Consider the following 20386-nt stretch of genomic DNA (forward strand, 5'->3'; position numbering starts at 1 on the left):
GCGTCGCTCCGCCGGGCTGGCGTTCAGTGTTGCAGGCACACCCGCATCTTGCGGAGCGCACCCTTGTTGATCTGGCAGACCCGTGCTTCGGTGAGGTCGAGCACGGCTGCGATTTCCTTCAGGCTGAGGTCGAATTCGTAGTACAGCTGGATCACCCGCTGCTCGCGCTCGTCGAGGGTCCGCAGCGCCTGCTCGATGCTGCGCCGGCGCACCAGCTGGGCCTCCGGCGACGGCCCGTCGGCGGACAGGCTGCCCATCTCCTGCAGCACCTCGTCGAAGCTGACCAGCACCTCGGCGTTCTCGGCGAGCAGGAATTCCTGGTAGGCCTCCGGCGTCAGCTCGAGGGCCTGCATCACCTCCGCGTCGGTCGGCTCGCGCCCGATACGGCGGTACAGGGCGCGGATCCCGTCGCGCAGGCGGTGACTTTCCTGGCGCACGCTGCGCGGCCGCCAGTCCTGGCGGCGCAGCTCGTCGAGGATCGCGCCGCGCACCCGCATCGATGCATAGGCCGCGAATTTCTCGTCGGGCGTGCCGTAGCGGCGCAGGCAGTCGAGCAGGCCGAGCAGACCGATCTGCTCCATGTCCTCGCGCTCCATCGCCGCCCCGACCTGGGAGCGCAGCTGGCGCACGATGCGCTTCACCAGCGGCACGTACTGCAGCAGGTAGTGCTGCTCGACGGCGCCGCTGTGCAGCTCGGCGTAGCCCACGTACATGTCCATGGCTGCTACTCGATGATCAGCTTGCTGACCATCGCCTCGACGAAGGGCTTGTCGCCGTGCTCACGGGCGTAACGGTCGTTGAAGGCGCGGTTGATGTTGGCGGCGAATTCCTCGAGGGTCATCGTCGACGCCTTCTCGTGGGAGTAGCGGGACAGCTCCATCACCGCCACGCTGCGCAACAGCGGCAGGTGCTCCTTGGTGCTCTTCTCGCTCTTGAGCGGGGTCTTGAAGACCAGGTCCATCGCCAGGTAGTGGCTCATCGGCTCGCCGGCGTTGCCGCGCAGCATGACGATCACCTTCTCCAGGTTGATGTAGCGGTAATCCTGCGGATCGGCGGCCGGCGCTGCGGCGGCGGCCGCGGTGCTGTCCTGCGGGCGCAGGGTCCACCATGCCGCGCCGGCGCCGATACCTGCCGTCAGCAGCAGCGCACCGACCAGCAGGAGCGATCGATTCAGTTTGCTCATCTCATTCATTCCTCATTCCGGGCCAGGCGGAAGCCCTGATTGCCGCCGTCAGCCTCGGCATCGCCGAGCCCGCGGCCGGGGGCCTGTTCGGACTGCGGCTGGCGCTGCCGCTGGCGTTCCCCGTCGCCCTGCCCCGGGCGGGATGCCACCGTGTCGGCGACCTGCACCGACACGTCGCCGGCATGGCGCTGGCCGAGGCTGTGGCGCAGGCTGTCGCCGATGTCCTGCAACTGGCGCAGCACCTCGTTGTGGGTGGCGCTGAGATTGACCTGCAGGGCGCCGTCCTGCTGGCGGATGGCGATCTCGATGCTGCCCATGCGCGGCGGCTCGAGGCGGATCACGGCGCTGTCGATGCCCCGTTCGGAGGCGAACTGCAGACGCTCGCCGAGGGCTTGCATGAGGGGCTGGCGCCACTGGCCCGCGTCCCCGTTGGGTAGCCGCAGCGGCGCATCCGGGCTGCGCGGCGCCGCACCGGCATCGGCCGGAGCGACGGGCAGCGCTGCCGCCAGGACTTGTCGATCCGCCCCGTCGGCCGGCGGCTGGCGCCCGGCGTCTCCGCCCACGACGCCCGCCACGGCGGCAGGCCGCTCAGGCATCGCTACGCCGGCGGTGGCGGTCAGCTGGGTCGCGGTCGGTTGTGCCACCTCGGCGGCCGTATCGGCCGCCACGCCAGGCTGCACCGCCTCGGCCCGGACAGGCGACGGAAGTGGCTGCAAGGCCCCGCGTCCGGCAGCGAGCAGCAGCGCAATCGCCGGGGCGGCACCGACGCCCACATCCATGCCGGCGGACACGGACGCCGACGGCAACACGGGCGCGGCATCGGCGGTCATCGTCAGGCCCTGGGGCTGCATCGGCGAGGCCCCCACGGCCAGCGCGGCGGCGTCCGGCGTCACCGCCGGCTGCACCAGCATCGGCAGCAGCGCCATCAGCTGGGCCGGCATGTCCCTGGCTTCCGGCGACGACGCCTGCTCCGGGCATGGCGCAGCGGCGGGATCGTCCCCGTCCGCCCCGGCGTCCGCAGCCGCCATGTCCGGATCCTGCGCAGCGGCCAGCCAGGCCTGCAGGGCGGCGTCGAAGGGGGTACCGGCAAAGGGAGTACCGGCGAGGGACGCGGCGTCGGCGCTGCCGATGACGCCCGGCAGGCCCGCATTGGCCGCCGGCGCAGGCGCGGCAGGCGGCAGCGCGGCCGTCGGGCTGTCGGTCGAAATCACGATGCTCACGGGCGCTGCTCCCACAGGTCGTACTCGGCCATCGCGTAGGCCATCCAGCCGTCCCGATGGGCACACATCTCGGTCAGCCGCCGTTCGAGCCGGGCCGCCTCTTCGGCGCAGGACTCGCGGGCCATGCGATGCACGGCGGCCAGCGCGTCCACCGCCTGCTGTTCGGCGCCGCTCAGCGGGCAGCCCTTGTGCAGGCCGGCCAGCAGCGCGGCGACGTCGCTGTCGATGCGCCCCACCGCCACCCACTGGCGGGCGGCCGTCGCGGCCCGCAGACGGGTGGCCAACGCAGCCAGGACATCCAGCCGTTTAGCCATGACGGGCCTGCATGCCTTCCCAGCCGCTGCGCAGGGTGTTCAGCAACCCGACCACCTCATCGATGAGGCCGACGTCGAGGGCCACACCGGCCTGGTACAGGCGCTGTCCGCAGTAGTCGTAGAGCTGGCCGAGACTGGCCACCACCTCGCTGCCGGAATCGAGGTCGAGCGCGCTGGCCAGCCCGTTGAGCATGCCGAGGGCGCGGTCGAGGCTGTGGGCCTTCTGCTCGTAGCGCCCGGCCTCGATGTGGGCGCGGGCGCGGAACAGCTCCTCGATCAGGCCGTCCGTCAGGATCAGCACGAGTTGTACCGGCGAGGCCTGGGCGGTCTGCGCGGCCAGGTTGTCGCTGTGATAGCTCTGATAAGCGGAGTGATGCACGGTGGTGGTCTCGATGGGTCGAAGAAGTCGGTCAGCTGCTGGTGCTGCTCAGGCTGCTGAACAGATTGGAGGTCTGCCCCATCTGGTCCTGCAGGCTCTGCAGCGCGGTGAATTGCTGGAGGTAGCGCTCGTAGTACAGCTTGAAGGTGGCGTCGAGGCGGCTCTGCTTGTCGGTCAGCGCGCTCTGCGCGCGTTGCAGCGAGTCCTGGCGGTTCTTGAGGAGGCCGTTGGCGCTGTTCAGCCACACCCCGGCGTAATCGTTCATGGCACCGAGGAGGCCGCTGCTGCCGGTGGCGGACGTGCTGCCGAAAACTTGCGACAGCCCGTCGGGATGGGCCGCCAGGGCCTTGCTCAATTTGGCGCTGTCGAGGCTGAGGATGCCGCTGCGGTCGCTTTTGACGCCGAAGTCCATCACCCCCAGGCCGCTGAAGCTCTGGCGCAGGATGCTGGACAGCTTGCCGCGCAGCGCACGGATACCGGCGTCGGAGGCGAAGGCGCCGGCGTTGGTCTTGCCGTCGGCGCTGCCGCTGGCGGTGAGGCCGTCGAGCACCTTGTTGAGCGCGTTGTAGGCATCCACGAAGGTCTGCACATTGGCCGCGGTGCCGCTGGCATCGCCGGCCACCGTCAGCGCCACCGGCGCGGTGCCGGCCGTCATGGCCTGATTGAAGGTGATGCTGACGCCGGGAATCGACGTGAAGGTGTTGCTGGCCTGCTCCAGCTTGATGCCGGTGTTCTGGTCGCCCAGCCAGACGACGGCGTTCTGGGCGGCGACCAGCACGTTGGGGCCGCCAGTCAGGGCGGTCTTGAGCGTGCCGGCCGGCAGACCGCTGGCGTCGATGGCGATGTTGGGCACGACGCCGCTCAGCGGATCGGCGAGCCCCCCGGTCTGCGCCGCCGTCAGCACCAGCTGGGTCTTGCCGTTGGCCGTCACGGTGGCGGCGGTGAGCTTGCCCTGGTTGGTCGGGGCCAGGTTGATGGCGCGCGCCACTTCCGACTGGGAGATGGTGCCGTCATTGTCGGCATCGGCCAGGGTGACGTTGATCTGCGTTCCGTCCGGCATCTGCACGACGATCGGGCCGCCCTCCGACGCCGCCGGAGCAGGCAGATCCTGGTAGGCGACCTGGCTGCCGGTGGCCAGCTTCTCGACGAAGAAGGAATAGGCGCCGGCCTGGGCGGTGGACGTGGCGCTGGCGGTGCCGATCGCCGGATTGCCGAAGGTCGCGGTGTTCTGGGTCAGGCCCTTTTTCGCACTGAGGGCGGTGAGCGCGCCGTTGAAGGTGCTGAGCGCGGAGCGCAGGGCATTCAGCGCGGTGGACGTGGCCTGCGCCTTGTTGGTCTGGGTGGTCAGCTGGTCCTGGGCGGCCTGGGTATAGGCCGTGGCCAGGGAATTGGCCATCGAGGTTGGATTGATGCTCGTGCTAGCCATGGAGATCTCCTGCAGGGCATGAAGTGAATCGGGGTTGGCCCTGGTTAAAGGCGACCGGATCCGCTTCCACCTGAAATTCCGCGTCCATCCCGGTGTTCATGGCCGCCCCCGCCACCAGCTCAGGGTGGCCAGTTCGTCCTGGCGCTTCTGCTCGCCCTGCGCCTGCTCCCGCTGCAGCACCCGCAGCTTGCCGTCGAGCACCTGACTCAGGGCCTCGTGGCGCTGCACTGCGCGGGTCAGCGCGAGCTGGGCCAGCTGCAGGTCGGCGTCGCGACGGTGCAGCTCGTCGCGCTGGCTGTCGGCGAGGTGCATCACGGCCTGCTTGTAGTCGCCGCAGTTGAGGGACAGGGCCACGACGTGGGCGCTCGCCCGAACTGCGTCGGTGGCGGCGCCGGCGTACAGCTGTTCGAGGCGCGCCAGCGTGGCGCGCTGGCGTTCGAGCTGGGCACGGCGGCCGGCCAGCTCGCCGACCAGGCTGTCCTTCTCGCGGCGGCGCTGGTCGACGACCGCGGCCAGGCCGTGCAGGGTCTTGGGATGGGCGCTCATGCCAGCAGGCTCTCCAGTCGGGCCAGGGTCTCGGCGAAAGGCGCCGCCTCCCGCGTGCCCTGGTGCAGGAAGGCCTCGATCTGCGGGTACAGGGCCACCGCCCGGTCGGTGGCCGGATCGGCGCCAGCCACGTAGGCGCCCAGCGGCAGCAGGTCGCGCACGCGGGCGTAGCGGGAATACAGGGCCTTGATCTCGCGGGCCGCCGCCTGCTGGGCATGGGTCGTCACCTGCGCCATGCAGCGGCTGATCGACTGGGCGATGTCGATGGCCGGGTAATGGCCGCGGTCGGCCAGCTCGCGGGACAGCACGATGTGGCCGTCGAGGATGGCCCGGGCGGTGTCCACCACCGGATCCTGCTGGTCGTCGCCTTCGGCCAGCACGGTGTAGATGGCGCTCATGCTGCCCGCCTCGTGCTCGCCGTTGCCGGCGCTCTCCACCAGCTGCGGCAGCAGGCCGAACACCGATGGCGGATAGCCGCGGGTGGCCGGCGGTTCGCCGAGGGCCAGCGCCACTTCGCGGCGGGCCATCGCATAGCGCGTGAGGGAATCGACCAGCAGCAGCACGTGCTGGCCCTGGTCGCGGTAGTGGGCGGCGATGGCGTGGCACAGCTCGGTGGCGCGCAGGCGCATCAGCGGCGATTCGTCGGCCGGCGCGATGACGACCACCGCGCGGGCCAGCCCGGCCGGCCCGAGGGACATGTCGATGAACTCGCGCACTTCGCGGCCGCGCTCGCCGATCAGGCCGACCACCACCACGTCGGCGACGGTCTGGCGGGTGATCAGGCCGAGCAGCACGCTCTTGCCGACGCCGCTGCCGGCCATCAGGCCGACGCGCTGGCCACGGCCGAGTGTCAGCACGCCGTTGATGGCGCGCACGCCGACGTCGAGGACGCCTTCGACCGGCTTCTTGCGCAGCGGATGGACACGCGGCGGCTGGGCCGCCAGCGGATGCTCGCCACCGAGGCGGCCACGGCCGTCCATCGGTTCGCCGAGGCCATTGACGATGCGCCCCAGCCAGGACGGCCCGATCATCAGGCCGGCCTGCTCGGCGGCCGGCAGCACACGGGCGCCGGTGGCCAGGCCTTCCGGGCGCTTGAAGGGCATCAGGTAGGAAATCTCATTGCGGAAGCCGACCACCTGAGCGGCGATCCACTCGCCACCGGCGGTCTCGATGCGGCAGCACTGGCCGGTCTGGAAGGCGCAGCCGGTGCTCTCCAGCAGCAGGCCGGAGGCGCCAACCAGGCGGCCGGTGTGGGTGGCCACCGGGATGTCGGCGAATTCGAGCTGGCGCAGCGCGGCGGCAATCACGGGTGGACCTCCGCCTCGCCGTCCTCGGCGAGATGGCTTTCCAGCTGTTCGATGCAGGCGGCGAGGCGCTGGCGGCAGCCGGCGTCGGCCTCCCGCCCGTCGGCGCGGACCCGGCACTCGCCGGGCTCCAGGCGCGGATCGGCGATCAGCGTCCAGCGGGCGGCACGGTCCGGAGCCAGCTCGAGGATGCGCTGACGCTCCTCCGGATTCAGGAAGACCTCGACCCCTTCGCGGGCCGGCGGCATCGTCGCCAGGGTCTCGTCCACCAGCGCGAGCAGCTGCACCGGCTGCAGGGCCAGTTCGCTGCGGATGACCTGGCGGGCCACTTTGGCGACCAGGTCCACCACCTCCCGGCGCAAGGCGCCCTGGTAGTCGGCCTGCAGCTGGCGCAGGCCGTCGATCAGCGCATCGATGGGCGCACTCAGGGTGTCGAACCGGGCCAGCGCCTCACGGCGGGCCTCCTCGCGGCCGACGCGCAGTCCTTCCGCACGGCTCTCCGCCAGCCCCTCCGTGCGCCCCTGGGCCACGCCCAGCTCATGCCCCTCCCGGTAGCCCCGCTCCATGCCCTGCTGGAAACCGTCGGCCAGCGAGGCCTGGGCTTCCGCCGCTGTAGCCGGCGTGGCCGCGGCCAGCTGGGCCAGGGGCGGGAAACGGTAGGGGCGCAGGTTCTTCATTCGACCGTCGCCTCGGCGAACAGCTGGATCTCGATCTCGCCGGCATCGACAAGCTCCTTGACCTGGGCCATGATCTCGCCGCGCACCTGCTCGACGCGGCTGCGCGGCACCGGGCCGCTGCGCCGCATGAGCTCCTCGAAGCCCTGCGCCTGACGACGCGGCATCGCACGCAGGATGGCGTCGCGCACCGCCGGCTCGGCGCCCTTGAGGGCGATGGCCCACTGGTCGGGGGCCACTTCCTCGATGAGGCGGGTGATGACTTCGTCGTTCTGGCGGGACAGGATGTAGAAGTCGTACATGCTGACCTCGATCTCCGAGACCATCTCGGGATCATGGGCGCGCAGCATTTCGACCATCTGCTGGCGGTTGCCGGGCAAGCGGTTGAGGATCTCGGCAGCATGGCGCACACCTTCCACGCTGGCGCTCTGCAGGCCCAGGCTGTCGAGGCAGCGGAGCACCATCTCCTCCAGCTCGATCAGCAGTTCGCGGTCGATCTCGGTAAGGCGTGCCACATTGAGCAGCACCACGTCGCGGTTGTCGGTGGGCAGCGCATCGACGATCTCACTGGCCAGCGCGGCCGGCAGGAAGGCCAGGAACACCGCCTGCATGCGCACGTGTTCGTTGATCAGCTGGTCGGCCAGCCACTTCGGCGAGGCCCACTGCAGGCGCGCCATCTTCGGGCGGATCTCGTCGCCGTAGATCTTGTTGAGCACGCTGCCGGCAATGTCGGCGCCGAGCGCCAGATCGAGGGAGCGCCGCAGGTAGGTGCGCGACGCGCCATGCACGCCGCTCTGCTCGCGATAGTCGTCGAAGAAGCGCTGCAGCGAGCTCTTCACCACCTCCACCTTGATGCCGCTCATCCGCGACATCACCTGGGTGACTTCCAGCAGCTCCTCGCGGGACAGGCAGCGCAGCACCGCCGCGGCGGGCTCCTCGCCCATCGACAGCAGCACGATGGCGGCCTGCTCCACCGGCGTCGGCGTGGCGCCGGGGACGATCATGTCGGGCAGATTATTCGCTTCGGCCATTTTTCTGCATCCATTGGCGGACCACTTCGGCAACGCGCTCCGGCTCCTTCGCCGACAGCACCTTCAGGTGTTCGACCATCACGTCCACCGGCGAACCCGGGGCCGGCAGGTCGTAGTTCTCAAGCAGCGTGGCAACCGGCATCCGTTCGCCATCGGGCGCGGCCAGCGCAGCCTGGGCGGCCGGCGCAGCCAGTTCCGGGGTGGTCGGTTCCTGCGCCTCCTCCAGTTCCTCGATGGTCTCGGCAGCGGGCAGCGCCAGGCGCTGGTGGGCCAGCTTCATCAGCGGACGGACGACGAACAGGAAGGCCAGCAGCAAGGTGATCGCGTAGGCCAGCCAACTGCCCATCTCGATGATGTTGTCGCGCTGCTGCCACCAGGCCACGCTGTCATCCACCGGCTTGCGGAAGCCGCTGGCGGTAACCACCAGGCTGTCGCCCCGGGCGGCGTCGATGCCGAGGCCGCTGCGCAGCACCTTGTCCACATTGGCCAGCGCTTCCGGCGTCCACGCCTTGCCGTCGGCAGCGGCAGCGTTGCTCATCACCACCGCCACGGAGAGCTTCTTCAGGCGGCCGCGGCTGCGCTTGACCTGGGTCACGCTGCGGTCGTAGGCGTACTGGCGGGTGGTAGCGTTCTTCTTGGTGGTCACCGCCTCGGGCTCCTCGTCGACCTTGCCACCTTCGGCCTTCACCGCCACCGGGCGGTTGCTGAGGGAACCCGGCACGCCGACCGCCAGCGGATCGCGGCCGTTCTCGGTGCGCATCGCCTCGTTGGTGATCTTCGGCGCCTCGCCGTAGCGTTCGGTGGTTTCCTGGATGCGGTCGTTGTCCACCTCGGCGGTGACGCTGACCTTGAAGTTGCCGCTGCCGAGCATCGGCGTCAGCAGATCCTCGGCATTGCGCTGGGTTTCGTCGCGAAAACGATGGGAGGCGTCGTTGAGCTGGGTGCCCTCGAAGCCTTCGCTGAGATCGACGCGGGCCGACAGCAGGTTGCCGGCCTGGTCGACCACGCTGACCCGCTGGGGGTCGAGGCTGGCGACGCTGTTGGCGACCATATTGATGATCGCCGCGATCTGTTCGGGGCTCAGGTTGCGGCCGGCCTTCAGGGCCAGCACCACCGAGGCGGTGCTCTTTTCGCCGTCGCTGACGACGAAGGACGAGGAGCGCGCGATGGACAGATGCACCCGTGCCGAGTCCACCGCGTCGAGGGTCATGATGCTCTGCACCAGCTCCCCTTCAAGGCCGCGGCGGAAGCGCACGTCCTGCACGAACTGGCTGACCCCCAGCGGGTCGTTGCGGTCCATCAGCTCCAGCCCCTGCGGCAGCTTGGCGACGACGCCCTTGGCCGCCAGCAGCATGCGCACCTCGCCGAGCCGCTTGGCCGGCACCAGCACCTGGCCGGAATCCGGATGCAGGCGATAGGGAATGCCCTGGGCATCGAGCAGGGCGATCATCTCGGCGGAGGCCACCTTCTCGCGGCTGCCGAACACCGGCTTGTAGCCGGCCTGGTCAGTCCACGCGAACATCAGCACCAGGGCGGTGATCGCCAGCGCCAGCAGCACGATGGGCAGCAGTCCCTTGACGAGCCCGGGCGGCAGTTTCGGCAGGCCACCGGGCGCCCGCAGGCGGGCCAGGGCGGGAGAGAGGGAGAGATTCACGGGCGGAGTCCTGGGGCGCGCTTAGAGCGGCAGCTTGATGAGGTCGTCCATCGCGCCGACCATCTTGTTGCGGACCTGCATCAGCATCGAGAAGGACAGACTGGCCTCCTGGCTGGACAACATCGCCCCCACCAGATCGTCGCTGCGGCCGCTATCCACGTCAGCCATGCGTTCGCCGGCGACGCGGTCCTTCTCATTGACGCCCAGCACGGCCTGCTTGAGGTGCTCGCCAAAGCCCCCCGCTTCGGCTCCGGCGGCGTCCAGCGGATTTGCCGTGGGCACCGCCGGTTCGGTACTCAGCAGACCGCCCTGCAGCCTTGCCAGATCGGCGCCGATCGACGCCAGCATTTCATTCACCACCATCACACTCCTTCAGGAACTGCATGCCCCCGTACAGACACGGCACATTTGCAGACCGGTTTCCGATTCACGCGTACCAATATGGAAACGCCCCGCCACCGCCCACGCCATCCGTCGATGAAAACCCGATTTTTGGGCAAAGAAATCCCTCTTCCGCAAATAACGGAAAATAGAAAATCGACGCTTTGAATCAATTGACAAATTGGACCTGAAATAAGGCCTAACCCGATCCGGACGCAGCAATCCCCTCGCCGGGCTTATTCAGGCGAGTGAAATCCGAATTGGAATCCGGATCGGATCCAGAGCGTGCGGAGGGCATGTGGACGAACCGATGCCCGGGCGGCCTTGGCGCGTATTCAGACGAGAATGTGACAGTTCATGTGCTTTCCCTCATCGATGTGCTTGGGGCACACACCCAGGAAAGACGAGCCGCAGCCGCCAGAACGGCGACATGACAGACCCGGAGCCAGGCACAGGCAGCACCTGCGCGGACGACATCCGGCGGAACCAAGACAGTGGTTCCAGTCTGGCAACCCCGCTATCGTAGCCCTGAAGGACTTTAGACCGGAGGCTTTGCGACCCCGTCTTTCGAACGGGTGTGCCCAACAATTTAAGTTTTCGCGATTTCTGTCGCGAGTCGGATGAATTATGCACAGAAGCTTTCCGGCAGGCAATCATTTTTTTCAATTCACACCACACCCAAATTGATCGCAAAAAGCGCCGGCTTATTCCCTGTTGCGTTAAATCGAATTAGCCCGCAAACTAGAATTAATTAGGAACAAATCTCTCTCCGGATATGGATCTTTTCGGGAGCGCTATTCGTGGGCGAAACGCGACCGGCTTTCGGCTTGAATCACCAGGCCATTATTGGTAATCCAGACATGCAGAAATCCGCAGCGCAACCCGCAGGGGTGACGCTTGATCCGCTCACCCTGGGGCGCCCGCTTCACCTGCTGGAGCGCTTCACCGCGCTGGCGCGGGGCGATCTCGACGAGGCGTTTCGCAGCAGCCTGAACCGCCGCTACCGGGCGTGCTTCGAGGTCGGCGACCTGCGGCTCGTGCCCCTCGACGGTCTCCCCGCCCGGGGCGGCTGGACCGGGTTTGCCCATGAACGGGGGCGCATCGATTTCGCGCTGGAGCGGCGGCTCCTGCTGTGCGCCCTCGACTACCGCTACGGCGCCCACCCGGCCACACAGGGCGGCGCACGGGACGAGGCGCCGGTGACGGCGACGGAAGAACGCCTGGCCACACTGCTCGGGCGCCGCTTCGTCGGTGCGCTGGTGGAGCGCCTGGAAGGACGGGCTCCCTCGCCCGACGGCAGCGCGCATACCGGGCGCCTGCTGGAGGATGCGACAACGCCGCTGCGCCGCCAGGGCGCCTGGGCGCTGCACGTCAGCGTGCGCGAACGGGCCCACGGCGTCGATGGCGCCATGTGGTTCGTGCTCGAGGAGGCCTGGCAGCGCCATCTGTTGCAGCAGCTGGCGCCCTTGCGGGAGCGGCCCGGCGAGCCGGCCGCGGCGCAGCCCTTTGCGCGCCGCCTGCCGCTGGCGCTGACCGCGCGCCTGCTGGAAAAGGACATCCCGCTGGGACGCCTGCTCGACCTGCGGGTCGGTGACGTGATCCCGGTGAGCCTGGGGCCGTCCGACGTGCTGGTCGACGATTCCCGGGTGTTCACGGCCCAGGTGGTCGAGCACAAGGGCAAGCTTTGTTTAACCGCTTTTGAAGATGTGGAGTGAGTGGGATGGACGCGATCAACCAGAGTCTCGAGGACATGTTGGGCGACTTCGACAGCGAAGCCGCCGATTTCGGCGAAGCCGCCCAGCCCGCCGCCCCGGCCCCGCGCCCTGCCCGGCCACTGGCCCAGATGCTGCGCAAGATCCCGGTGCGGCTGACGCTGGAAGTCGGCTCGACGAGCATTTCGCTGCAGGACCTGATGAACATCGACCGGGACAGCGTCATCGAGCTCGACACGCTGGCCGGCGAGCCGCTGCTGATCAAGGTGAACGGCACCGCCATCGGCCGTGCCGAAGTCGTGCTGGCCGGCGAAAACTACGGGCTGAAGGTCGTCGAGCTGTGCGACCTGGACCTGGGCACGCTGGCGTCATGAGGCTGGCGGCATGAAGACGGCGCACGCGCGCCTGTGGCCGACGGCCGCCCTGGGCCTGCTGGCGCTCGGGCTGCTGGCCCTGCCCGACCTGGCCATGGCCGACCAGATCGGCCTGTTCACCAGCTCCACCCAGGGCGCCAAGACCGAGCTGACGGTCAAGACCCAGGTGCTGATCGTCATGACCCTGCTCGGGCTGCTGCCCGTGCTGGTGCTGATGATGACCAGCTTCACCCGCTTCGTCATCGTGCTGTCGCTGCTGCGCCAGGCCCTCGGCCTGCAGCAGGGTCTGCCCAACCGCATCGTCACCGGGGTGGCGCTGATCCTCACGCTGCTGGTCATGCGCCCGGTCGGCGAGACCATCTGGGAAAAGGCGCTGCAGCCCTACGACCAGGAGAAGATCGGCCTGCAGGAAGCCCTCTCCATCGCCGAGCAGCCCCTGTCCCGCTTCATGCTCGCCCAGACCAGCAAGAGCGCGCTGGCCCAGGTCTCCCGGCTGGCCGGCGAGAAGGCCGTCGACAAACCCGAGCAGCACGCCTTCACCGTCAAGCTGGCGGCCTTCGTGCTCAGCGAGCTGAAGACCGCCTTCCAGATCGGCTGCATGCTGTTCATCCCTTTCCTGGTCATCGACCTGGTGGTGTCGTCGGTGCTGATGGCAATGGGCATGATGATGCTGTCGCCGCTGGTCATCTCCCTGCCCCTCAAGCTGCTGCTGTTCGTGCTGGTGGACGGCTGGACCCTGACCGTCGAGACGCTGGTGACCAGCGTGCGCGGCCTGTGAGGGAGGACGTGCCATGCTGACGCCCGAGATCGCCGCCGACCTAGTCGGCGAAGCCCTGCAGATGGTCATGGTGCTGGTCGCCGTGCTGGTCGTGCCCGGCCTGGTGGTCGGCCTGCTGGTGGCGCTGTTCCAGGCCGCCACACAGATCAACGAGCAGACCCTCAGCTTCCTGCCGCGGCTGATCGTCACGCTGCTGGCGATCACGCTGGCCGGGCGCTGGATGACGTCCTACGTGATGGACTTCTGCGTCGCCGTGTTCCGGCGCGCCGCCACGCTGGTCGGCTGAGCCCCGCCCCGCCGCGTCATGGAAGCACTTTTCGGCCAGCTGCTCGCCCTGCTGCACACCTTGTGGTGGCCGTTCTGCCGCAGCCTGGCGCTGTTCAGCGCGGCGCCGGTGATCGGCGAGAACATGCTGCCGGTGCCGATCCGCGTGCTGCTGTCGCTGCTCGTCGCGGTGGTCATGCTGCCGGTCGTCGGCCCTGCCGCGCACATCGACCCGTTCTCGATGGCCGGCCTGCTGGCCACCGGCGAACAGGTGCTGATCGGCTTCGTGATCGGTCTGGCCTTTCATCAGCTGATGGCGATCCTGACCGTCCTCGGCTACCTGGTGTCGTCCCAGATGGGCCTCAGCATGGCCGTCATGAACGACCCGATGAACGGCACCTCGTCGGACGTGGTGTCCAGCCTGCTCTACATGCTCGGGGTGATCGTGTTCTTCTCCATCGACGGCCACCTGGTGCTGACCGGCGTGCTCGCCGAGAGCTTCCGCGCCTGGCCGGTGGGCCGCGGCTTCGACTTCCTGGCCCTGCAGACCCTGGCCCTCAACATCGCGTGGGTATTTTCCGCAGCGCTGCTGCTGGCCATTCCCATCATCTTCTCGACGCTGGTGGTGCAGATCGGGCTCGGCTTCCTCAACCGCGTGGCGCCGGCCCTCAACCTGTACGCCCTCGGCTTCTCGCTGATCACGCTGTTCGGGCTGTACATGCTGGTACGCATCGTCGGCTTCGTGCCGGAACACTATGTGCGCATGACCAGCCAGGTGCTGCGCCTGCTCCACCGCGACATGGGACTGTGAGCGATGGCCGACACCTCGACCGAGGACAAGAGCGAAAAAGCCTCCGCGCAGAAACTGCGCAAGGCCCGCGAACAGGGCCAGGTGGCCCGCTCGCGGGACTGGGCCACCGCCCTCGGCCTGCTCGTCAGCCTCAAGCTGCTGCTCGTGCTGATGCCCGGCTACCTGGCCGATTTCCGCGCCCTGTTCGGCGTCGGCTTCGCGGCGCTGGACGGCGACGGCACGCTGGACAACCTGTGGTCCATCGCCTTCACGACCACCATGCTGCTGCTCGCCAAGATGCTCGCCCCGCTGTTCGCGGTGCCGCTGATCGTCTCCATCGGCTCCCTGGTGCCGGGCGGCTGGGTGCTCAGCGGCGAGAACCTGAAGCCCAAGCTCGACCGCCTCAATCCCCTCTCCTACGCCCAGCGCCTGACCCAGCCCAAGCACCTGGTCGAACTGGCCACCACCATCGTCAAGGCCACCGCACTCGGCCTGGTGCTGTGGCATGTGGTCAGCAGCGGCCGCGAGGCCTTCATGCAGTTGCAGGCCCAGCCCCTCGACCAGGCCCTGGCCGGCGGCACCGGCCTGATGGTGGACGGCATCATGGCCTTGTGCGCGGTCTTCATCGTCTTCGCGCTGATCGACGTACCGGTGCAGCACTTCATCTACCTGCGCGGACAGCGCATGGGCCGGCGCGAGATGAAGGAAGAGCACAAATCCACCGAGGGACGCCCCGAAGTGCGCCAGCGCATCCGCCAGATCCAGCAGCAGATCGCCCGCCGCGGTGTCCGCAAGACGGTGCCCGGCGCCGACGTGGTGATCGTCAATCCGGAACACTACGCGGTCGCCCTCAAGTACGACGCGAACCGCGCCGAGGCGCCCTTCGTGGTAGCCAAGGGCGTGGACGAGATGGCCTTGTACATCCGCGCGGTGGCCACCGAGCACAAGGTCGAGATCGTCCCGCTGCCGCCGCTGGCCCGCGCCATCTACAACACCAGCCAGGTCAACCAGCAGATCCCGGCCCCGCTGTACCGCGCGGTGGCCCAGGTGCTCGGCTACGTGCTGCAGCTGAAGGCCTTCCGCAACGGCCAGCGCCCGCAACGCCCGGACCTGCCCGACCCGCCACCGGTGCCGCGGCAGTTCCTCGACACCGAAACCGATACCTGAGCCACCTCCGGCAATCCATTCCAGCCCGCCCCCTGACGGACCACGGACCCCGCCCATGAACACCCTGCGCCAACTCCTCTCCGATCTGAGCCGACATCGCATTGCGGCACCGCTGTTCGTACTGGCCATCCTCGGCATGGTCATCCTGCCGCTGCCGCCGGTGCTGCTGGACGTGTTGTTCACCTTCAACATCGTGCTGGCCCTGATCGTCATCCTGGTCAGCGTGAATGCCCGGCGGCCGCTGGACTTCTCGATCTTCCCGACAGTCATCCTGGCCTCCACGCTACTGCGCCTGACCCTCAACGTGGCGTCGACGCGGGTCGTGCTGCTGCGCGGCCACGAGGGTACCGGCGCCGCCGGCCAGGTCATCGAGGCCTTCGGCCACGTGGTGATCGGCGGCAACTTCGTGGTCGGCCTGGTGGTGTTCGTGATCCTGATGATCATCAACTTCATCGTCGTCACCAAGGGCTCCGAACGGATCTCCGAAGTGGCTGCCCGCTTCACGCTGGACGCGCTGCCCGGCAAACAGATGGCCATCGACGCTGACCTCAACGCAGGCCTGATCAACCAGGAAAAGGCCCAGCAGCGGCGCCGCGAAGTGGCCGCCGAGTCGGACTTCTACGGGGCGATGGACGGCGCCTCGAAGTTCGTGCGCGGCGATGCCATCGCCGGCATCCTGATCCTGCTCATCAACATGCTCGGCGGCATCGTCATCGGCGCGCTGATGCACGACCTGAGCCTCTCCGACGCCTTCCGCCTGTACGCGCTGCTGACCATCGGCGACGGCCTGGTGGCGCAGATTCCGGCCCTGCTGCTGTCCTCCGCAGCGGCCATCGTGGTGACCCGCGTCGGCAACGACGGCAAGGAGTTCGAGCAGCAGGTGGCGTCGCAGATGCTGGCTTCGCCGGCCGTGCTGTACGGCGCCGCCGGGCTGATGCTGACGCTGGCGGCCATCCCCGGCATGCCGTGGCCGGTCTTCCTGGCCTTCGGCGGCGTGCTCGGCTTCGTCGCCTGGCGCCTCGGCCGCCGCCCCACCGCGCCGGCCGAGGCCGACACGGCGGCCATCGAGGCGGCCCTGCTCGCCGAGAGCGCCCCCGAACTCGAATGGGCCGGCCTGCCTTTCGTGGAACCGCTGTGCGTCGCCGTCGGCTACAAGCTGGTCGGCCTCATCGACAACGCCCACGGCGCCCCGCTCAGCAAGCGCCTGACCGGCATGCGCCAGGGGCTCAGCGAGAGCATGGGCCTGCTGCTGCCGAAGGTCCGCGTGCGCGACGACCTGACGCTGAAGCCGGCCCAGTACTCGGTGCTCCTCAACGGCACGCCGATCGCCCAGGTGCTCACCTACCCGGACCAGCTGATGGCCATCCCGTCGCCGCAGCTCTATGGCGAGCTGGACGGCACGCCGGGCGTCGAGCCGGCCTACGGCATGCCGGTGGTGTGGATCGCGCCGGAACAGAAGGCCCACGCGCTGGGCCTCGGCTACCAGGTCGTCGATCCGGCCAGCGTCATCGCCACCCACGTGGCCAAGCTGATGCGCGACCACCTGCCCGAACTGATCGCCCACGAGGACGTACCCGCGCTGCTGGAGCGCCTGACCGCCGTGGCGCCCAAGCTCGCCGCGGCCCTCGAGAAGGCCTACAGCCACAGCCTGCTGCTGAAGATCTTCCGCGTGCTGCTGGCCGAGAACGTGTCCCTGAAGGACATCGTGCCGATCGCCACCACCCTGCTCGAAAACGCCGAAGCCACCCGCGACCCGATCCTCCTCGCTGCCGAAGTGCGCTGCACGCTGCGCCGCCAGCTCGTCGCCACGCTGGCCGGCCCGAGCGGCGAGATGCGGGTCTTCAACCTGGGCGGCGAGCTGGAAAACATGCTGCTCGGCTCCCTGAACCAGGCCCGCCAGGGCGGCAAGGCGGCCCTCGACAACTACCCGATCGACCCCAACCTGCTGGCCCAGCTGCAGACCAACATGCCCCAGGTGCGCGAGCAGATGAAGCAGCAGAACGTAGCGCCGATCCTGCTGGTGATGCCGCAGATCCGCCCGCTGCTGGCCCGCTACGCGCGCCTGTTCGCGCCCGGCCTGGCCGTGCTGTCCTATAACGAGATCCCCGAGCAGAGGGAGGTCAGCATCGTCGGCTCGCTGGGCTGATCCGCGCCCGGCCCCGCGGTGGGCCGCCGGATCGGACGCCCGCATATGTTTTGCAGAATTTATTGGTTCCGCCGCCGGCCCGGCGGAAATAGATTTGGCAGCCGGACCGCCGCCGCGCGTCCGCACCCGATCCACCAAGGAGTCTCCCCATGGCCGAAGCCGCCGCCTCCCACCTCAACCCGCTGGCCCGGGATTTCCTCACCCGCCTGCCCCAGGCCCCCGTCCCCGGCAAGCAGCTGCACCGCACGGAGAGCGGCGCGGTGGTGGGCGACTGGTTCGGCTTCGAGCTGTCGAGCGCCTTCCAGCCCATCGTCGATGCAGCGAACGGCGCCGTCGTCGGCCGCGAAGCCTTCCTGCGCAGCCACGATCCGGACGAGCACGGGCTGTCGCCATGGACCCTGTTCTCCGCCGCCGCCGAGGATGCCCGGCTGATCGCCCTCGACCGCCTGGCGCGCACCGTGCACCTGCTCAACGCGCTGGCCGCCGGCAACGATGTGCCCCTCTTCCTCAATGTACACGGCCGCCTGCTGGCCGCCGTCGGCGACGACCATGGCCGCGCCTTCCGCCGCGTGGTGGATGCCCTCGGCGTGCAGCCGGACAGCATCGTCATCGAGACGCCGCCGGAGGCCAGCGCCCAGCCCGACCTGCTGGCCTTCGTGCTGCGCAACTACCGCGCCAACGGCTTCCGGGTGGCCGTCAACGTGGAGTCCGCCGCCCAGTGGCAGACCATCGCCAACACCGTGTGGCCGCAGTTCGTGAAGGTAGACCGGCGCAAGCTCGGCAGTGGCGTGGAGGCCCACGAGCGCCTGAAGTGGCTGGCCGCCCTGCGCGAGGACGCCCGCATCATCGTCACTCACGTGGAAGAGCCCGCGCCGGAGCTGGCCGCCGACCACGTGCTGCTGCAGGGCTACGCCTACGGCCACCCGGTGGGGGCGACGGCATTCGCACAGGAACAGCAGACGGGCAACGGCTGATCCGGCCGGCGAAGCGCCAGCACCGCCCCGAGGCTGGCTCCTCCTCAGGCGTGCAGCCAGCGCCGGTGCAGGCTGCGGGCGGCGTGGTCGAGCAGGTAGCCGAGGAAACCGATCACCAGGATCGCCGCCATCAGGTCCGAGTAGGCCAGGCGGTCGCGGGAATCGAGAATGAAATAGCCCAGCCCGGCCGACACGCCGAGCATTTCCGCCGGCACCAGCACGATCCAGATGATGCCGATGGCCAGCCGCACGCCGGTCAGGATGTGGGCGGTGATGCCCGGCAGGATCACCCGCAGGATGGTCTCGCGACGGGTCGCCGACAGGCTGCGCGCCAGCAGCAGCCAGTTGGGGTCGAGCTGAGCCACGCCGGACGCGGTGTTAAGCAGGATCGGCCACACCGCCGCGAAGGCCAGCAGGAAGTACACCGGCGCATCGCCGACGCCCAGCACCATCACCGCCAGCGGCATCCACGACAGCGGCGAGATCATCCGCGCGAACTGGAACAGCGGCGTGGTACTGCGGGAGAACCACTTCGACAGCCCTGTGAGCACACCAAGGGGAATGCCCAGCACCAGCGCGATGACGAGGCCGATACCGACCCGCTGCAGGCTGATCCCCACGTGAATCCACAGGTCACGTCCCTGCAGCAGTTGCGACAGCGCCTCGAAAGCCGGCAGCGGCGCGAAGCTGGCCGCCACCGGCGTGTGGGACGCCAGCCAGCCGGCGCCGACGGCCCACAGCAGGGCTGCGGCCAGCAGGCCAGTGAGCGGGAGCAGAAGATTCACCACCCTCACACCGCCAGCACTTCCTTGCGCAGCAGATCGGCCGGCAACCCGAAGGCCGACGGCCCGCCGACGGCGGCGATGGCCTTGCGCACGAAGCGGTCGTCCACCAGGTCGCGGGCGGCGAAGCGCGGGTCGAGCTTGGCCAGGAAGGCGTTGTCGCCCTCCACCTTGGTCTTCTGCAGCACGCGCACCAGCTCTTCGGTGTAGGACGGGAAGGGATAAGGCTGGAAGTCGATGCGCCGCTGGTACCAGCCCTTGTTGCGCGCCGCGCCGCTGGCCTCGTAGCTGGCGTAATCGGTGGTCGCCAGCACCTTGGCGAGCACCTGCGGGCTGTGCGGGGTGTAGCGGTTGTCGTCGGCGCTGGACAACAGCTTGGCGGCCTCCAGCTGGTTGCTGCGGGTCCACAGCTGGGCCCGCACGATGGCGTTGGTGACGCGCTGGGCCCACTCGGGGCGCTCGGCGATATCGCGTTCGGCAAGGAAGGTCACGCAGCAAGCGTGGTTCTTCCACACGTCGCCGGACAGGCGCAGCACCTTGCCGACGCCGGCCGTCTCGGCCAGTGCATTGAAGGGATCGGCGACGATGAAGCCGGCGATGGACTTGCCGGCCAGCGCCGACACCATCTCGGCCGGCGGCAGCACGATCAGGTTCACCTCGTTGCGGGCCAGGCCGGAGTCCCGCGCCTTGGTCACCGGCACCAGGCCGTTGGCCTGCAGGATCTGCTGCAGCAGCACGTTGTGGATCGAGTACCAGAACGGGATCGCCACCGTCTTGCCGCCCAGTTCGGCCACGCTGTTGATGCCCGGCGCCACCGTCAGCGCCGAACCGTTCACGTGGTTCCAGGCCACCACCTTGGCCGGGAAGCGGGTGCCGTAACGCACCCACAGGGTGGCCGGCGACAGCAGGTGGATGACGTTCACCTGGCCGGCGACGAAGGCCTCGACGATCTGCGCCCAGCTACGGAACAGGCGCGGCTTTTCGACGCGCAGGCCTTCCGCCTCGAACAGCTTGCGGCCGTGGGCCACCAGCAGCGGCGTGGCGTCGGTGATCGGCAGGTAGCCGATCTTCACCGGCTGGTCGCTGCCGGCGCCCTGGGCCAGCGCATCGCCGGCGGACAGCAGCGGCGCCGCCACGCTGGCGGCGGTGAGCGCCGACAGGCGCAGGAAGTCGCGGCGGCTCAGGCCGCAGCCGCAGTCCGGCGACTGGCAGATATGGATGGAGCGGGAATCGGGTCGGTAATCCATGAAGTCGGTCTCCGGTGGGAGTTTCAGATCAATGCGCGGT

General features: G+C 68.9%; 22 protein-coding genes and 1 riboswitch. Of the genes, 8 read left to right on the forward strand and 14 right to left on the reverse strand.

Going from position 1 to position 20386, the window contains the following annotated elements; all coding sequences use genetic code 11:
- Positions 1-23: 23 nt before the first annotated feature.
- The 12 genes from B4920_RS07935 to B4920_RS30390 all read right to left on the reverse strand — a co-directional run bounded on the left by B4920_RS07935 (position 24) and on the right by B4920_RS30390 (position 10079).
- Complete coding sequence (locus tag B4920_RS07935) at positions 24-719, reverse strand: FliA/WhiG family RNA polymerase sigma factor (protein ID WP_079434082.1); 696 nt, start codon at positions 717-719, stop codon at positions 24-26.
- A gap of 5 nt (positions 720-724) precedes the next feature.
- Entirely contained in the window at positions 725-1183 is a 459-nt protein-coding gene (locus B4920_RS07940) for a flagellar basal body-associated FliL family protein (RefSeq protein ID WP_216819805.1), read from the reverse strand.
- Between the two features lie 5 nt (positions 1184-1188).
- Positions 1189-2403 (reverse strand): flagellar hook-length control protein FliK, encoded by a 1215-nt coding sequence (locus B4920_RS07945; protein ID WP_079434083.1) that lies wholly within the window; start codon positions 2401-2403, stop codon positions 1189-1191.
- Positions 2400-2717, reverse strand: coding sequence for a hypothetical protein (locus B4920_RS07950; RefSeq protein ID WP_079434084.1), 318 nt, complete (start codon positions 2715-2717; stop codon positions 2400-2402). The genes B4920_RS07945 and B4920_RS07950 overlap by 4 nt, the downstream gene beginning before the upstream one ends.
- On the reverse strand, positions 2710-3096 hold the full coding sequence (gene fliS, locus B4920_RS07955; protein WP_079434085.1) for a flagellar export chaperone FliS: 387 nt from the start codon (positions 3094-3096) through the stop codon (positions 2710-2712). The genes B4920_RS07950 and fliS overlap by 8 nt, the downstream gene beginning before the upstream one ends.
- Positions 3097-3127: 31 nt before the next feature.
- Positions 3128-4522, reverse strand: a complete 1395-nt coding sequence (gene fliD, locus B4920_RS07960; protein ID WP_079434086.1) for a flagellar filament capping protein FliD — start codon at positions 4520-4522, stop codon at positions 3128-3130.
- Between the two features lie 96 nt (positions 4523-4618).
- Positions 4619-5068 (reverse strand): flagellar FliJ family protein, encoded by a 450-nt coding sequence (locus B4920_RS07965; RefSeq protein WP_079434087.1) that lies wholly within the window; start codon positions 5066-5068, stop codon positions 4619-4621.
- Positions 5065-6375, reverse strand: a complete 1311-nt coding sequence (gene fliI / locus B4920_RS07970) for a flagellar protein export ATPase FliI (RefSeq protein ID WP_079434088.1) — start codon at positions 6373-6375, stop codon at positions 5065-5067. Before fliI ends, B4920_RS07965 begins: the two co-directional genes overlap by 4 nt.
- Positions 6372-7049 carry a flagellar assembly protein FliH gene (fliH, locus tag B4920_RS07975; RefSeq protein WP_079434089.1) on the reverse strand — a complete coding sequence of 226 codons (678 nt, stop codon included), beginning with the start codon at positions 7047-7049 and terminating at the stop codon, positions 6372-6374. Before fliH ends, fliI begins: the two co-directional genes overlap by 4 nt.
- On the reverse strand, positions 7046-8077 hold the full coding sequence (locus B4920_RS07980; RefSeq protein WP_079434090.1) for a flagellar motor switch protein FliG: 1032 nt from the start codon (positions 8075-8077) through the stop codon (positions 7046-7048). Before B4920_RS07980 ends, fliH begins: the two co-directional genes overlap by 4 nt.
- Complete coding sequence (gene fliF, locus B4920_RS07985; RefSeq protein ID WP_079434091.1) at positions 8061-9731, reverse strand: flagellar basal-body MS-ring/collar protein FliF; 1671 nt, start codon at positions 9729-9731, stop codon at positions 8061-8063. The genes B4920_RS07980 and fliF overlap by 17 nt, the downstream gene beginning before the upstream one ends.
- Positions 9732-9752: 21 nt before the next feature.
- Positions 9753-10079 carry a flagellar hook-basal body complex protein FliE gene (locus tag B4920_RS30390; protein ID WP_079434188.1) on the reverse strand — a complete coding sequence of 109 codons (327 nt, stop codon included), beginning with the start codon at positions 10077-10079 and terminating at the stop codon, positions 9753-9755.
- Positions 10080-10616: 537 nt separating this feature from the next.
- A riboswitch (cyclic di-GMP riboswitch) is annotated at positions 10617-10704 on the reverse strand.
- Positions 10705-10972: 268 nt separating this feature from the next.
- Between B4920_RS30390 and B4920_RS07995 the strand changes: the two genes are divergently transcribed.
- From B4920_RS07995 to B4920_RS08030, 8 genes are all read left to right on the forward strand, one after another.
- The gene (locus B4920_RS07995) at positions 10973-11827 is read left to right on the forward strand and encodes a FliM/FliN family flagellar motor switch protein (protein WP_079434092.1); all 855 of its coding nucleotides are present in this window, start codon (positions 10973-10975) and stop codon (positions 11825-11827) included.
- Between the two features lie 5 nt (positions 11828-11832).
- Complete coding sequence (locus B4920_RS08000; protein WP_079434093.1) at positions 11833-12198, forward strand: FliM/FliN family flagellar motor switch protein; 366 nt, start codon at positions 11833-11835, stop codon at positions 12196-12198.
- A gap of 10 nt (positions 12199-12208) precedes the next feature.
- Positions 12209-12976, forward strand: a complete 768-nt coding sequence (gene fliP, locus B4920_RS08005) for a flagellar type III secretion system pore protein FliP (protein ID WP_079434094.1) — start codon at positions 12209-12211, stop codon at positions 12974-12976.
- 13 nt (positions 12977-12989) lie between these two features.
- The gene (gene fliQ, locus B4920_RS08010; protein WP_079434095.1) at positions 12990-13262 is read left to right on the forward strand and encodes a flagellar biosynthesis protein FliQ; all 273 of its coding nucleotides are present in this window, start codon (positions 12990-12992) and stop codon (positions 13260-13262) included.
- Between the two features lie 18 nt (positions 13263-13280).
- Complete coding sequence (gene fliR / locus B4920_RS08015) at positions 13281-14051, forward strand: flagellar biosynthetic protein FliR (protein WP_079434096.1); 771 nt, start codon at positions 13281-13283, stop codon at positions 14049-14051.
- A 3-nt stretch (positions 14052-14054) separates the two neighbouring features.
- Positions 14055-15197 carry a flagellar biosynthesis protein FlhB gene (locus B4920_RS08020; protein WP_079434097.1) on the forward strand — a complete coding sequence of 381 codons (1143 nt, stop codon included), beginning with the start codon at positions 14055-14057 and terminating at the stop codon, positions 15195-15197.
- Between the two features lie 55 nt (positions 15198-15252).
- Positions 15253-17343 (forward strand): flagellar biosynthesis protein FlhA, encoded by a 2091-nt coding sequence (locus B4920_RS08025; RefSeq protein ID WP_079434098.1) that lies wholly within the window; start codon positions 15253-15255, stop codon positions 17341-17343.
- Positions 17344-17492: 149 nt separating this feature from the next.
- The gene (locus B4920_RS08030) at positions 17493-18317 is read left to right on the forward strand and encodes an EAL domain-containing protein (RefSeq protein ID WP_079434099.1); all 825 of its coding nucleotides are present in this window, start codon (positions 17493-17495) and stop codon (positions 18315-18317) included.
- A 44-nt stretch (positions 18318-18361) separates the two neighbouring features.
- On the opposite strand, the gene B4920_RS08035 is transcribed toward B4920_RS08030, so the two are convergent.
- Together B4920_RS08035 and B4920_RS08040 are read right to left on the reverse strand one after the other, a co-directional pair.
- Positions 18362-19102 (reverse strand): ABC transporter permease, encoded by a 741-nt coding sequence (locus B4920_RS08035; protein ID WP_254050873.1) that lies wholly within the window; start codon positions 19100-19102, stop codon positions 18362-18364.
- Positions 19103-19107: 5 nt separating this feature from the next.
- Positions 19108-20346 carry an ABC transporter substrate-binding protein gene (locus tag B4920_RS08040; RefSeq protein WP_079434101.1) on the reverse strand — a complete coding sequence of 413 codons (1239 nt, stop codon included), beginning with the start codon at positions 20344-20346 and terminating at the stop codon, positions 19108-19110.
- Positions 20347-20386: the final 40 nt, after the last annotated feature.

Source organism: Zoogloea sp. LCSB751 (assembly GCF_002028455.1).
In the GTDB taxonomy this organism is placed as follows: domain Bacteria; phylum Pseudomonadota; class Gammaproteobacteria; order Burkholderiales; family Rhodocyclaceae; genus Zoogloea.

Bases quoted from the DNA above. Each gene is read 5' to 3' on its own strand.
- B4920_RS07935 (WP_079434082.1), bottom strand. From the start codon at position 719: ATGGACATGTACGTGGGCTACGCCGAGCTGCACAGCGGCGCCGTCGAG.
- B4920_RS07940 (WP_216819805.1), bottom strand. From the start codon at position 1,183: ATGAGCAAACTGAATCGATCGCTCCTGCTGGTCGGTGCGCTGCTGCTG.
- B4920_RS07950 (WP_079434084.1), bottom strand. From the start codon at position 2,717: ATGGCTAAACGGCTGGATGTCCTGGCTGCGTTGGCCACCCGTCTGCGG.
- fliD (WP_079434086.1), bottom strand. From the start codon at position 4,522: ATGGCTAGCACGAGCATCAATCCAACCTCGATGGCCAATTCCCTGGCC.
- B4920_RS07965 (WP_079434087.1), bottom strand. From the start codon at position 5,068: ATGAGCGCCCATCCCAAGACCCTGCACGGCCTGGCCGCGGTCGTCGAC.
- fliH (WP_079434089.1), bottom strand. From the start codon at position 7,049: ATGAAGAACCTGCGCCCCTACCGTTTCCCGCCCCTGGCCCAGCTGGCC.
- B4920_RS07980 (WP_079434090.1), bottom strand. From the start codon at position 8,077: ATGGCCGAAGCGAATAATCTGCCCGACATGATCGTCCCCGGCGCCACG.
- B4920_RS30390 (WP_079434188.1), bottom strand. From the start codon at position 10,079: ATGCTGGCGTCGATCGGCGCCGATCTGGCAAGGCTGCAGGGCGGTCTG.
- B4920_RS07995 (WP_079434092.1), top strand. From the start codon at position 10,973: ATGCAGAAATCCGCAGCGCAACCCGCAGGGGTGACGCTTGATCCGCTC.
- B4920_RS08000 (WP_079434093.1), top strand. From the start codon at position 11,833: ATGGACGCGATCAACCAGAGTCTCGAGGACATGTTGGGCGACTTCGAC.
- fliP (WP_079434094.1), top strand. From the start codon at position 12,209: ATGAAGACGGCGCACGCGCGCCTGTGGCCGACGGCCGCCCTGGGCCTG.
- fliQ (WP_079434095.1), top strand. From the start codon at position 12,990: ATGCTGACGCCCGAGATCGCCGCCGACCTAGTCGGCGAAGCCCTGCAG.
- fliR (WP_079434096.1), top strand. From the start codon at position 13,281: ATGGAAGCACTTTTCGGCCAGCTGCTCGCCCTGCTGCACACCTTGTGG.
- B4920_RS08020 (WP_079434097.1), top strand. From the start codon at position 14,055: ATGGCCGACACCTCGACCGAGGACAAGAGCGAAAAAGCCTCCGCGCAG.
- B4920_RS08025 (WP_079434098.1), top strand. From the start codon at position 15,253: ATGAACACCCTGCGCCAACTCCTCTCCGATCTGAGCCGACATCGCATT.
- B4920_RS08030 (WP_079434099.1), top strand. From the start codon at position 17,493: ATGGCCGAAGCCGCCGCCTCCCACCTCAACCCGCTGGCCCGGGATTTC.
- B4920_RS08040 (WP_079434101.1), bottom strand. From the start codon at position 20,346: ATGGATTACCGACCCGATTCCCGCTCCATCCATATCTGCCAGTCGCCG.